This window comes from Chryseobacterium sp. HNCC26DJ241 (assembly GCF_057180505.1).
The window spans coordinates 243,758-257,622 of sequence record NZ_JBXUGL010000001.1; the positions used below are offsets into that span (position 1 = coordinate 243,758).

General features: G+C 33.1%; 13 protein-coding genes. All 13 read right to left on the reverse strand.

The features are described from left to right. Nucleotides 1–64: 64 nt before the first annotated feature. A complete protein-coding gene (gene odhB / locus AC2A1C_RS01110) occupies nucleotides 65–1,312 on the reverse strand; it encodes a 2-oxoglutarate dehydrogenase complex dihydrolipoyllysine-residue succinyltransferase (protein ID WP_484022636.1) in 1,248 nt (415 codons plus the stop codon). Between the two features lie 22 nt (nucleotides 1,313–1,334). Next, complete coding sequence (locus AC2A1C_RS01115) at nucleotides 1,335–1,901, reverse strand: hypothetical protein (RefSeq protein ID WP_484022638.1); 567 nt, start codon at nucleotides 1,899–1,901, stop codon at nucleotides 1,335–1,337. A 7-nt stretch (nucleotides 1,902–1,908) separates the two neighbouring features. After that, the gene (locus AC2A1C_RS01120; protein WP_484022640.1) at nucleotides 1,909–4,704 is read right to left on the reverse strand and encodes a 2-oxoglutarate dehydrogenase E1 component; all 2,796 of its coding nucleotides are present in this window, start codon (nucleotides 4,702–4,704) and stop codon (nucleotides 1,909–1,911) included. Between the two features lie 97 nt (nucleotides 4,705–4,801). Then, nucleotides 4,802–5,842 (reverse strand): SRPBCC family protein, encoded by a 1,041-nt coding sequence (locus AC2A1C_RS01125; protein ID WP_484022642.1) that lies wholly within the window; start codon nucleotides 5,840–5,842, stop codon nucleotides 4,802–4,804. 75 nt (nucleotides 5,843–5,917) lie between these two features. Next, the gene (locus tag AC2A1C_RS01130) at nucleotides 5,918–7,186 is read right to left on the reverse strand and encodes a glucose-1-phosphate adenylyltransferase (RefSeq protein WP_484022644.1); all 1,269 of its coding nucleotides are present in this window, start codon (nucleotides 7,184–7,186) and stop codon (nucleotides 5,918–5,920) included. Nucleotides 7,187–7,503: 317 nt separating this feature from the next. Then, nucleotides 7,504–7,866 (reverse strand): VOC family protein, encoded by a 363-nt coding sequence (locus AC2A1C_RS01135; protein ID WP_484022646.1) that lies wholly within the window; start codon nucleotides 7,864–7,866, stop codon nucleotides 7,504–7,506. Continuing rightward, nucleotides 7,863–8,315 carry a GNAT family N-acetyltransferase gene (locus AC2A1C_RS01140; RefSeq protein ID WP_484022647.1) on the reverse strand — a complete coding sequence of 151 codons (453 nt, stop codon included), beginning with the start codon at nucleotides 8,313–8,315 and terminating at the stop codon, nucleotides 7,863–7,865. Before AC2A1C_RS01140 ends, AC2A1C_RS01135 begins: the two co-directional genes overlap by 4 nt. Before the next feature lie 88 nt (nucleotides 8,316–8,403). Next, nucleotides 8,404–9,420: a M28 family metallopeptidase gene (locus AC2A1C_RS01145; protein WP_484022649.1), complete on the reverse strand. Its 1,017-nt coding sequence runs from the start codon at nucleotides 9,418–9,420 to the stop codon at nucleotides 8,404–8,406. Nucleotides 9,421–9,701: 281 nt separating this feature from the next. Further along, nucleotides 9,702–10,400, reverse strand: a complete 699-nt coding sequence (locus AC2A1C_RS01150; protein ID WP_484022651.1) for a LytR/AlgR family response regulator transcription factor — start codon at nucleotides 10,398–10,400, stop codon at nucleotides 9,702–9,704. Beyond that, nucleotides 10,393–11,436, reverse strand: a complete 1,044-nt coding sequence (locus AC2A1C_RS01155; protein WP_484022653.1) for a sensor histidine kinase — start codon at nucleotides 11,434–11,436, stop codon at nucleotides 10,393–10,395. The genes AC2A1C_RS01150 and AC2A1C_RS01155 overlap by 8 nt, the downstream gene beginning before the upstream one ends. Nucleotides 11,437–11,549: 113 nt before the next feature. Then, on the reverse strand, nucleotides 11,550–11,930 hold the full coding sequence (locus tag AC2A1C_RS01160) for a DoxX family protein (protein ID WP_484022655.1): 381 nt from the start codon (nucleotides 11,928–11,930) through the stop codon (nucleotides 11,550–11,552). Between the two features lie 190 nt (nucleotides 11,931–12,120). Then, nucleotides 12,121–12,291, reverse strand: coding sequence for a lmo0937 family membrane protein (locus tag AC2A1C_RS01165; RefSeq protein WP_484022657.1), 171 nt, complete (start codon nucleotides 12,289–12,291; stop codon nucleotides 12,121–12,123). Between the two features lie 124 nt (nucleotides 12,292–12,415). Then, on the reverse strand, nucleotides 12,416–13,825 hold the full coding sequence (locus AC2A1C_RS01170; protein WP_484022659.1) for a glycogen synthase: 1,410 nt from the start codon (nucleotides 13,823–13,825) through the stop codon (nucleotides 12,416–12,418). Nucleotides 13,826–13,865 lie beyond the last annotated feature (40 nt).

Sequence of the window (13,865 nt, forward strand, 5' to 3'; positions counted from 1 at the left end):
TTATCAAACGTATTAAATTTATGTTAAATAAAAAATCCTGTTTTGTAACAGGATTTTTAAAGTATTAAAGTTCAAGTGCTTTTCTTTCATCTCCACCCATCAAAATTTCTACCGGGTTGTCTATTCCTTCTTTCACTGCTACCAAAAATCCTACTGATTCTCTACCATCAATAATTCGGTGATCGTAAGACATGGCAACATACATCATTGGTCTTATTTCCACTTGTCCGTTGATCGCAACTGGTCTCTGGATAATATTATGCATTCCTAAAATTGCGGATTGTGGCGGATTGATAATTGGTGTAGAAAGCATAGATCCGAAAACTCCTCCATTGGTAATGGTAAAAGTTCCTCCTGTCATTTCATCCACTGTAATTCTTCCATCTCTTACTTTGTCAGCAAGATTTTTAATATTCGCTTCCACTCCTCTGAAAGTCATATTTTCTGCATTTCTCAAAACAGGAACCATCAAACCTTTAGGACCGGAAACAGCAATTGAAATATCACAGAAATCATAATTTATTTTAAAATCTCCATCAATAGAAGCATTTACATCAGGATACATCTGAAGTGCTCTTGTTACTGCTTTTGTAAAGAAAGACATGAATCCAAGACCAATTCCGTGTTTTTGAGCAAATTCATCTTTATATTGCTTTCTAAGTCTGAAAATTTCCGACATATCTACTTCATTGAAAGTAGTGAGCATCGCTGTTTCATTCTTTACAGAAACTAATCTGGCAGATAATTTTCTTCTTAGAACTGAAAGTTTTGTAGTGGTAGTTCCTCTGTTTCCATTAGTAGATGAAATTGCTCCCATTGAAGGCACTCCAGTTGCAGATTGAGCATCTTCTTTGGTAATTCTTCCGTCTCTTCCTGAACCTTGTACTGATGAAGCAGAAATACCTTTTTCATCAAGAATTTTTTTAGCGGCAGGAGAAGGCGTTCCTGTTGCATACGTTGCAGATGCAGCCGGCTTCTCTTCTACTTTTGCTGGTTCTTGTTTTGGAGCTTCTGTTTTCGGAGCTTCTTTAGTTTCCGCTTTTGGAGCTTCGGAAGCACCTTCAGGTTTTGCAGCATCCATATCGATAAGACAAACTACTTGCCCAACCTGCACTACTTCTCCTTCTTCTGCTTTCAGAGTGATTACACCGCTTTGTTCCGCAGGAAGTTCCAATGTTGCTTTATCTGAGTCTACCTCTGCAATTGGCTGGTCTTTTTCCACATAATCGCCGTCTTTTACTAACCACGTTGCAATTTCTACTTCTGTGATCGATTCTCCCGGCGAAGGAACTTTCATTTCTAATATTGCCATTTGTACATTATATTTTTTATTGTTAATTCATATTGGTAAGCAGTTCTTTCGGCATAAACTGGGAAAGAAGCTGAAACTGATTTTTTTCCAAAACTGTAAATTTCCAGTTTTTCAGATCAGTAGAACTGGCAATAGCATTTTTATGAGTATGGATTTCATAAAATTTAGTCTGATCGTTAAACTTCACATTATTCGATCCAAATTCTCTTTGCAAAGCTGCAAACAGTTGATCTTTGGGAAGGTCTTTGCTATTGAATTTCAAATCAATTCTTTGATCGTAATTCAGTTTGACGTACGTTTTATTGCGTGATTTCAGTGTACTGTTTTCAGCTATAAAATTTTCAGGATCGTACGTTTTGAATTCCATTTCTTTTGAGTTGAAAACCTGATTCATCGTTTGCAACATTTGCTCTTTTGAAACAAGTTTTAAGAAATCTTCATTAGCATACACATCCAACGCTTTTTCAAAATTTTTATCCATAATCAGCCGAGTATAGTCCCGAAACTGCATTTCTATATCCTTCGAATAATCTTGGGAAAATCCGAAAAGAGATAAAAACAAAAACAGAGTAATTATGAATTTTTTCATTGGATGATTAGGCTGTTACAGGTCTGCTTACAGGAACATCATTACAATTGAAAACTTTATTGATGATGCCCGTCTGTATTTTTTCAAACATTTTATGATTTCCAGGAGCCGGAGTTCCGCTTGCAATCGGCGCGATTACCTGAATTCCCGTATCTCTGAAATTTCTTAAAATATATGACCAAGCTCCCATATTTTCCGGTTCTTCCTGAGCCCAAATCAAATCTTTTCTCTTATTGTATTTTGCAAAAATTTCGTTTATTTTATCCATCTGAAGTGGATACAATTGCTCAAATCTTACAATTGCAATAGTCTCGTCGTTGTTTTCTTCTTTCTTCACCAGTAAATCGAAATACAATTTTCCTGAGCAAAGTACCAATCTTTCTATTTTTTCAGGATTTGCAGTAGGATCGTCTAAAACAGGCTGGAATTCTCCATTTGCCATATCTTCTAATTTTGAAACTACTTTCGGATGTCTCAATAAAGATTTTGGCGTCATCACTACCAAAGGTTTTCTGAAAGGGAATTTCATCTGTCTTCTCAACAAATGGAAATAATTGGCAGGATTGGTCACATTCGCCACAAAAATATTTTCGTTGGCACAAAGTGTTAAAAATCTTTCCAATCTTGCAGAAGAGTGTTCAGCTCCTTGTCCTTCAGAACCGTGAGGAAGAAGCATTACCATTCCGTTCTGGATTTTCCATTTATCTTCCGCAGCTACCAAATATTGGTCTACAATAATTTGAGCTCCATTGGTAAAATCTCCAAATTGTGCTTCCCAAATAGTTAAAGTATTCGGAGCAGCCATTGCATAGCCATAATCGAATCCTAAAACTCCGTATTCAGAAAGATGGGAGTTGTAAATATCAAAATACTGATTTTCGTTTACATGTTTTAGAGGAACATATTCTTCTTCATTATCTTCCGTTTTGATCACAGCGTGACGATGAGAGAAAGTTCCTCTTTCTACGTCTTCACCGGAAATTCTAATATTTGAACCTTCATTTAATAAAGTTGCATAAGCAAGCAATTCTCCCATTGCCCAATCCAAAGAATTATTTTCTACCATTTTCAGGCGACTTTCAAATAATCTTGTGATCTTGCTAATGAATTTTTTATCGGCAGGAAGTGTAGAAATTTTAACCGCTAATTCTTTTAGCTTTTCCAGATCAAATTTTGTGTCATAAGTATTATAAACACTACCTTTTACAGCAATCGGATAATTTTTCCAGGCTTCTTCCATGAAGATGGCCATTGCATTTTTTTCAATTTCTTTTGAAGCATCAAAATCAATATCCAAAAGTGCTTTAAAATCCGCCTCCATTTTTTTCAAAACCTCATCCGAAACAATGTTTTCCTGAATCAGTTTTTGCTTATAAATTTCTCTCGGATTCGGGTGTTTAGCAATAGTTTTATATAAATTCGGTTGAGTAAATCTTGGTTCATCCCCTTCATTATGCCCATATTTTCTATATCCTAATAGATCTATATAGACATCTTTTCCAAATTTTGCTCTGAATTCTGCAGCAAATCTTATTGCATGAACCACAGCTTCTACATCATCTGCATTTACGTGCATTACAGGAGAATCCGTAACTTTTGCAATATCTGTACAATATAATGAAGAACGCGCATCCAAATAATTAGTAGTAAAAGAAACCTGATTGTTCACCACAATATGAACCGTACCTCCCGTTTTATAGCCGTCTAAAGTCATCATTTGTGCCACTTCGTACACAATTCCTTGTCCGGCAATTGCACCATCTCCATGGATAACAATCGGAAGAACTTTTTTATAATCATGATATTCGTTGTCTACTTTTGCACGGCAAATACCTTCCACCAAAGCAGCAACCGTTTCCAAATGTGAAGGATTCGGAGTAAGGTTGATTTTTACCTTTTCGCCAGAAGCTGTTTCTATAGTTTTTGTAGATCCTAAATGATATTTCACATCACCGGAAAATACATCTTCTTCAAATTCTTTTCCTTCAAATTCTGAGAAGATTTGTTTATAGGATTTTCCGAAAATATTGGTCAAAACATTTAATCTTCCTCTGTGAGCCATTCCCAAAACCACTTCATCCACTCCTAATTGGGAAGATTTTGAAATTAACTGATCCAAAGCCGGAATCAATGACTCTCCACCTTCCAGTGAAAAACGTTTTTGTCCCACAAATTTGGTATGAAGATAATTTTCAAATGCAACTGCCTGATTCAGTTTGTGAAGAATTTCTGTTTTTTCAGCAGCAGAAAGCACAGGATGATTTTCATTGACATGCACCCAGTTTTTGATAAACTGCTTTTCTTCCACATTCTGAATATGATAATACTCTACACCGATAGAATCGCAGTAAATATTCTGAAGATGCTTGAGAATATCTCTCAATGTTGCAGCTCCGGACATTCCCGTTTCTACCGCACAATTGAATTTTTTATCCAAATCTGCATCAGAAAGTCCAAAATTGCTTAAATCCAAAGTTGGAGCATGATGTCTTCTTTCACGAACAGGATTGGTTTTTGTAAATAAATGTCCTCTTTGTCTATACGCTTCAATGAGGTTTACTACTTTAAATTCTTTTTGGATATCTTCAGAAATAGCTCCGTTTGCTACAGAATTCTGAGCGTATTGCGAAACCTTTTCTACTGCGTAATCCTGATCATCGCTATAATTTTCCAGTGCGAAATCGAACCCTTGAAAAAAGGCTTTCCATGATGGTTCTAAAGAATCCGGATATTTTAAATATTGTTGGTATAAATCCTCTATAAGCTGAGAATGTGCTGCATTTAGAAATGAAAATCTATCCATTATATACAGTTTTGACTGTGGTTTTTATTAATAATAGTATGAACTACAAAAGTAAGAATTTTTTGCGATTAAATAAAGTATCCAAAAATAGCTTTTCTTAATGAAAAACCGGAAGTGAAATCTTCATCATCACATCTTTTCCTTCTTGTGGTGCTTCCAAAAAAGTCTGCATCATATCTCCGTTTCGCATATTGTCTTTTTTTGCTTTCTGTAAAAGTTTCTGAATACTGCCTATTCTTTTGGCATAATTTCCTTTATAATAAATGACATAAGTTTGCGAAGCATTCATTGTTCTAAAGCTGAAATTGTTATCCGAAATCCCTTCTCTTTTAGAAAGCGGAATACCGTAGAAATAAGAAACTTCTTTGTCCTTATAATTAGACGGTTCAGTAATAAGAACAGGAAATCCAAATTCGTCATCACTTTTACCTAAGTCTGTCGTTACAAAATTATAAACCTTATTATGATTGATCACAATATTTTTAAAAAGTGCATCTTTCTTATTGGAAGTACTCACATTTACTCCTAAAAGTAAAGCTCCTTCCTGATTTTCCACCATAAGGCTGTCGTATTTTATTTCCGCCATTTCGCTATCTCTTTCCACTTTATTTCCGAGTAAATTTTGGAGGTCTATCATACTTTTGTCAAGGTTATCTACAAAGACATCTTCTGTCCAGAAATTGACTGCACGTTTAAGCAATGGCTGTTTCGGAGTATGTACAAACCATGTGATTCTGGTTTTTTGTGGCGAAATTTGTTTAAATTTTATATTAACTTGAGAAGGATTACTATTTTTACCTTCAAACAACTGATATTTTAAAGTACTGTTCTTATTTTCATAACGAATAATCATTTCTCCACTTCTTCCAGATTTTTCATCAAAAAAACTCATACCACTTCCTTGTCCTTCATAAGGTTGGTAATAATCTACATTTAAAGTTTTGGAACCGGAAAAATAATTGTTCCATCGTGTGAAATTCTGGAGATTATTGAATTGTGGAAAAACTTTTTCTATCGGATAATTGATCTCTTTAACCACTGTGAAACTTTTACTTTCTTCAGCAAAAAAATACATCACAGCAGAATAAATTGCAAATAAAATGGCAACAATGGCAAAAACTATTTTTATCAAGCGCATCTGGCAAAATTATAATAAAAATAAAGAGCAGACAATTAATTTTGAATGCTCTTTATATTTAAAAAAAATAAAAATTTATCCGATCTGTGTTCCTGGTTTGATTACAGCATTTTTCTTTACTACCACAATTCCGTCTTTGATGGAATGGGTATCAAAATCGCCATCAGGAAGGTGTTTTCCACCAATAATACGAACATTATTACCTATACTACAATTCTTATCAAGAATAGCTTTTTCTATATAGCAGTATTTTCCTACTCCTAAATTGGGTGCACCAATCTCATCATTGGCAATAATATCTTTGGTATCCTGATAAAAATCGGCTCCCATAATATAAGAACTCACAATTGTGCTTCCTTTATCAATTCTTGTTCTGTTTCCTATAATGGAGTTTTCTATTTTATCCGCCATCACAATACATCCATCTGCAAAAATTGCCCTGTTTACATAAGAACTTAAAATTTTAGAAGGTGGAAGCATCCTTGCTCTTGTATATACCGGAGATGAACTGAAAAGATTGAATTTCGGGAAATCCTGACACAAATCTAAATTGGCATCAAAAAAGGAATCAATTGTTCCTATATCTGTCCAGTATCCATCATATTGATAGCTTAATGTTTTATATTTTCCGATTCCATTCGGGATAAGTTCACCACCAAAATCGTCACCCGGATCTTCTTCAAACATTTTTTTCAAAACTTCTTTGCTGAATACATAAATTCCCATAGAAGCTAAATATACTTTCCCTTCTGCTTTGCTTTTTTCCGAAGTTTCGGATTTCCAATCATCTAAAAGTTCCGCTTTCGGTTTTTCTATAAATGAGGTGATGTTTCCTGCCTCGTCAGACTTCAAAATTCCAAAACCGGAAGCATCTTTCGCATTTACAGGAATTGTAGCAATGGTAATATCTCCACCGTTTTCACAATGAAAATCGATCATTTTACGAAAATCCATCTGATAAAGTTGATCACCGGAAAGTATAAGAATATACTCATACTCATACTTATCCATATGTTTCATGGATTGGCGAACAGCATCTGCAGTTCCCTGATACCACTGATCGTTTTCCACATTTTGTTCGGCTGCGAGAATATCTACAAAACCTTTGCTGAAAATATCAAAATGATACGAATTTTTGATGTGTGAATTAAGTGAAGCGGAATTAAACTGTGTTAAAACTAAAATTTTATTATATCCTGAATTCAGGCAGTTGGATATTGGGATATCCACTAATCTGTATTTTCCGGCAATGGGAACTGCAGGCTTGGAACGGGAATATGTCAATGGAAAAAGCCTTGTTCCTCTACCACCACCTAATACGATTGAAATGACGTTGGGTTTCATACTCATCTATAATTTTTGTTTGATATTAATTTCTCAAATAAAGATAATATTTTTTTTCTTGTTACCTATTTTTATTTGACTTATTTGTTCTTTTTAATGAAATTTTCAGTCTATCGTATTTTGCTTTAATTCAAACTCAATCATTAAAAATAAAATAACACATTGATATTCAAAAAATTAAAATATTATCAAATTATCTTTTTAGCCTAATAATAAGGATCTTATAAAAATAATATTTTTGGTCGAAAATTTTATTTTTAGCTAAATTTTCCCTGAATAAAATCCAATTAAAACCTTATAAAAACCTTTACTATTTCCTAAAAAAATTCTCCAAAATGCCACAAAATTCCTGAAGGATCATGTACAAAACACTCTTTTCCCCAATGCAATGTTTTAATTGGCGTGAGTTTTACATTTTCGTATTTTTCAGTAAGATCCAAAGCTAACAGTTCTTTCCAATATTCTTCTGTATCTTCTATTTCCACAAAAATCATTGTATTATCTATCCAATCTTTTACATACGCGTTCTGAAGATAAAATCCAAAATTCTCCTTTTTGAATAAAGAAAAATTGTGATCTAAAACCACTTCTTCAAAACCAATATCTTTGTAAAAATTTCGGCTTATTTCAAAATTTTTTGCACCTATAAATGGACGTATGGATTTAATGTTTTGGTTCATTTTATTATTTTTTTTAAATTCTTCCAGCTTTCATAGCTCATTTCGAATTTGATTTCATTTTTTCCATGAATGCCTGTTTCCCTCCATCCGGATTTTCTATAAAATATTTCCGCTCTTGTCTCTGGTGATGTTCCGAGCCACAGATCTTCTTTGGTTTTTTGAAAATACCAGTCTAACATCGTATCATGCAATTGCCTTCCAATTCCCTGATTTTCAAATTCCGGATGCACAAACAAAGCCCAGATATTTTTCTCCTGCAAATCTGCGATGGCAAATCCTACAATTCTATCGTTTATTTCACAAACCCAGCCTTTTCCTCTTTTGGTAATGTATTCTTCACAATCTTTATCGGTGACAAGTTCAGGATTTGATAAAATATTTTCTTTTACAGAATTTCGTACTAACTGAATTTGTGAAATATCATCAATTTTGGCTTCTCGGATTTTCATAATCCGTAAATATATTCAAATTTTCCAATAAAAAAACCTACAAGAAAATCTTATAGGTCATATTATTTTAAAATATAGAAATTTAATTCTATTTCTTGTCCACAACTATTCTGGCCTCTCTATTGGCCAATTCCCAAGCAGTAGAAAAAACAAGTTGAGCTCGCTTTGATAAGAGTGGATAGTCTATTTTCTCAGGATCATCTGTTGGTTTATGATAATCTTCATGAATGCCATCAAAGAAAAATGCTACAGGAATTCCGTGTTTTGCAAAATTATAATGATCGGATCTGTAATACAATCTTTCAGGGTCTTTCGGATCATCATATTTATAATTCAACTCCAGTTTTACCGTACTATTATTTGCATTTTCATTAATCTTTTTTAGTTCTGAACTCAGCATTTCCGATCCGATTACATACACATATTGCTTTCCTCTATTTTCAGCATCGTCTCTTCCGATCATATCAATATTTAAATCTACTACTGTTTTTTCTATCGGGAAAATAGGGTTTTCAGAATACCATTCCGAACCAAAAAGCCCATGTTCTTCACCCGTCACATGCAAAAATAAGATCGACCGTTTTGGTCCGTGACCTGCTTTTTTTGCAGTTTGGAAAGCTTCTGCAATTTCCATTACTCCAACTGTTCCACTTCCATCATCATCTGCACCATTGTATACTACTCCGTTTTTTGTTCCAACATGGTCGTAATGTGCAGAAATTACAATAATCTCATCCGGTTTTTCACTTCCGGGAATAAAGGCAAGAATATTTTCTGAATCCGGAAGTTCTTCGCCCCATCCATTGCTATTCATAAAATCTGCCGGAACTTTCTGAAAATACGAATCCATGGAAGCAGGATGTCCGATTCCCAAATTTTTGTAAAAATTAACGATATATTCTCCTGCTTTTTTTTGTCCGGGACTACCGGTATCTCTTCCCTGCATTTCATCGGAAGCAATGGTGTAAAGATGTTTTTTTAGATCATCAGCTTTAATGGTAGTATACGATTGTTGGAAAGCCTTTCCTCCCAACCCAAGATTTGCAGCACAACTCTGAAGAAGTACAGCTCCAAATGCGACAATGTAGATTTTGTAATGTTTCATATCTTATTTTTGAGATGATTAAACTGGTTTTAAACTATTGGTAGTCCAAAAATGAATTATGTTACTCTTGCCTTGCTTATCATTTTTGAAAAAATCTTAGAATACAAAAAATCCGCTTTACAGAGCGGATTATAAAACCATAGAATGAGAAAAAATTTATTATTAAAACAAAATTCACTAATTACTAATACAGCAGGAAAACTTATCTATAAACAACTATTGCTGGTCTATTAAAAAAGAAACTTAATAAAATAACGCTTTAGAAATTTGACTGTAAATTCTTAAAACTCTATTGAATTTTTATAGGTTCTGCCAATTGGAAGTTTTTTCCCATTTACTTGTATTTCATTGGCAGATTTTATATCAATTTTAGATTTTGAAATAATATAAGATTTATGAATTCTGATAAACAAATTTTTGTCTAACACTTCTTCAATTTTACTTATGGGCATTTTTACTACATGTGTTTCATTTTTTACATGTATTTTGATGTATTCTCTCAGGCTTTCGATATAATAGATGTCTTGTAGAAATATTTTGATTTGCTTTTTGCCAATATGGATATAGATGTAGTCTCTATCTGCAAGTTCCGCAATTGCTTCTTCTGCCTGCATCAGATGTTTGAATCTATCTGTAGATGTTAAAAATCTGCTGTACGGAATTGGCTTTAGAAGATAATCTACAATATCCAATTCATAACCTTCCAAAGCATATTCGTGGTATGCTGTTGTTACAATCACAAATGGTGGATTTTTCAATTTTTTAAGAAAATCAAATCCTTTCAGAACGGGCAAATGCAAGTCCAGAAACATCAAGTCTACATCATAAATATTTAGCAAACTGGATGCGTAAACTGCATCAGAACATTTGCCTACTAACTGTAATTCAGGATCTTTAGAAACAAAATTTTCTATAATTTCTGCGGCAAGAGGTTCATCTTCTACAATAATGCATTTGTATTTTTTGTTTTGATTATTCATGGCTAAAGTTTATTTTCAATATAATTTTATATTTATCATCCGTATCTTCAATGTATAGATTGTGTTCCGGATACAGAATATCCAATTGCCTCATAATATTTTTAAAACCGATTTGGGTAGAGTCTTTTTTGCTAATTTTTTCTTTGGAATTTTCTACTTCAAATTCCAATAACTTGTTTTTCAATACAAGATTAACGTGGATGTAAGAATCATTAAAACTTTCGGAAGCGCCGTGTTTAAAAGCATTTTCGATAAAGTGTAATAAAATAAGTGGCGAGATTTCCTGAAACGGATTATCTATATCACTTTCAAATAAGATTTCCAGTTTTGAATGTCTGATTTTCTGAATATCAATAAAATCATGTATATTTTCTATTTCTTTTTCTAAAGTCACCTTCGTGTTTGCAGAATCATAAATATTGTAACGCATAATCTTGGATAGCTTAAGAATAATTTCCGGAGTATCTTCCGATTTTTTCATGGCAAGTCCGTAAATATTATTAAGAGTATTAAAAAGAAAATGCGGATTGATCTGGCTTTTGAGAAACTTAAGCTCCGTGTCTGATTTTTCTTTAAAAAATTCAGCTATTTTCTTTTGAGATTCATTTTGCTGAATAAATTTTTCAAAACCAAACGCCAAAGCTACTGCAAACGCTACATTCATAATAGAATTCATAATGCCATATTGTGAAAATCTGGAAATGTCTTCTGGAATATGGTAGTAGTAGGGATAGACCCAATCATGGCACAAAACTCTAAAAAGTATCACAAAAAGAACAAAAACGAACAAAACAGCTATAGTCTTGCCAAATTTAGAAGTAAAAAATTTTCCGTCAGCAATTGCCAATATCAAATAAAATGCAGGAATTTCAGCAAACAAAAATGTAAATTCTGAAATGATGGAAAAATATAATATTTTCAGCCAAGAAAACTGCTTGTATAATTCACGCAAAAACATGAATTCCGCATTGATTTCAAATAGAAAATATGCCAGCCAAAAATAAAAATGATATCTGATTTTTTGTGTAAGTTTCAAAATAAAACAAATCTTTAATTAAGAAAATAAACATACAAATTTCTTTACAAAGTTTTCATTTTGCCAATATCAGTCTATCAAAATGATTTTGAAGTCTACAAACTACATGAAAATTACAAATCCTTATAAAGTCCTTTTGGAAAAATAAAAGATAAAAAACAAAAAATCAGAAGAAAATTAAACTCAATACCATTTCTTCCTGCACCTACAACGTACCAACCTTCCGCTCCATGTATCATTAAAATACCGGAAACAAAAATGGCAATATTTAAAATGGAGATAATCTTCAGGTATTTATTCATTATAAGTAAAGGAATGCTTATCAGATGAATTCCTTTTACTAAAAAAGCCAGAGGCAATCCAAAAATTCCAAAGCCTTCCTGCGCCAGATATTCATTTCCAAAAACAATTACATTTCCTGAAATAATAGATGGAACAGAGTGCATCACCATAATCACAGCCAAACCAAAACGAAGTAAGAATGTATTTAGCATCTTTTTTATTTCAAACTTAGGATAACATTTAGATACTTCAATATCAATAAGTATCACTTACTATTTTCCATCTATCATCTACCAGACTAAAATATTTTTTAGCCTAAAAACGGGTAATTACTATGAACAAAAAAAGGTAACCATTAAGCTACCTTTATTTAAAATGCATTTTTAGTCTTTTTTGAAAAATTCAATCAATTGGTCTCCTTCCCGAAATAAGATTATAAAGAATTACAATAATTGCAATAACCAACAAAATATGAATTAAATAACCTGTGCTAATTCCCGGTACAATACCTAACATTCCTAAAAGCCAAACAACAATACAAATGACTGCAACTAACCATAAAATATTTCTCATGATAATAATATTTAAAGTTATCAATTACATCACTGCATATATTATACCTTTATTATCAAGTATATAGACTATTTAATAACTTTATAAAATATGATGAATATTTTGTAAAATCATTGACAAAAATCTACTTTTTGTATAAGTTCAAATAATTTTCCGCCGATTTTTCCCAAGAAAAATCTGCATTCATATTAGCATGAACCAGTTGTTCCATTAAACCTTTACTATGATAAATACTTAGCGCACGATGAATGGCATGAACAGCATCATCAGAACCTGCATTTACAAAATTAATACCTGCTCCTCCTAAAGAAATATCCTGAACTGTATCTCGCAAACCACCAATATAACGAACAACAGGAATAGTACCATAACGCATTGCATACATTTGGTTCAGACCACAAGGTTCTACTCTTGAAGGCATGAGAAGAAAATCTGCGGAAGCATAGATTTTATGGGAAAGATATTCTTTATATCCTAAATCCAGAGCAAAATTTGAAAAACTATGATCCATTTCTTTCAAACGATTTTCGACTCCTTTTTCTCCAGAACCCAAAATCATTATATTGATATTTCCCTGACTTTGCTGGATACTTTTCCAAACAATATCAGGAAGCAGATCAGCTCCTTTTTCTCCGGCAAATCTCCCGATAAACGCAAATAATGGTAAATCAGGATTAAGGCCATATTCTTTACAAAGTTCATTTTTATTTTTCCATTTTCCTTCCAGTACATTTTCCTGATTGTAATGAAAATCAAGAAAATCGTCAGTTTTAGGATTCCATACTTCGGTATCTATTCCGTTTATTATTCCATAGGCTTTTGCATGTTCTTGCCGAACCAAATTCTCCAAACCTTTGAAACTGTAATACAATTCTTCCATATATCCTTCGGAAACCGCATTGAAAGCATGACAACATTTAATCATTGCAGCTAATGGATTGATCCAACCTGCCCAATCCAAAAGTCCCAGATTGGCAGCTCCGTCTATCCATGGAAAATATTCCAGCATTTCCCAACGCATCTGTCCCTGATATTCTCCGTTATGAATGGTTCCGATGGTTTTTACTCCTTTCAAAAATTCAAATTCAGGACTGTGTTCTATTAAAAAGGGAACTAAACCGGTGTGATAATCATGACAATGCAAAACATCAGGACGAATCTTCATCGCCGAAAGCCAATGCAAAACTGCATGCTGAAATGCGAGAAACTGCTGGCTTTCATCCCAATATCCGTAAGGATTTTCCCGATCAAGAAGTCCCGGAATTTTCACTAAAAACAAGTCAAAACCCAAAACTGCCGATCGTTCCTTCATCACCTGAACCTGAAACATCTGATCTTTCTGATGAATAAATCCATCAAAAACAATTTCAAATTTTTGATCATGAATAAAAGGTTTATTATACCAAGGCATTACAACTTTGGCATTAATTCCTTTTATTTTATTCTGATATTTTGGTAATGCTCCTACTACATCTGCCAAACCGCCGACTTTTGCAACAGGATAACATTCCATGCTTAAATGGTAGATCGTCATGCTATACTTTATAATTTAATTTCTGGTTTTGATTATTTTT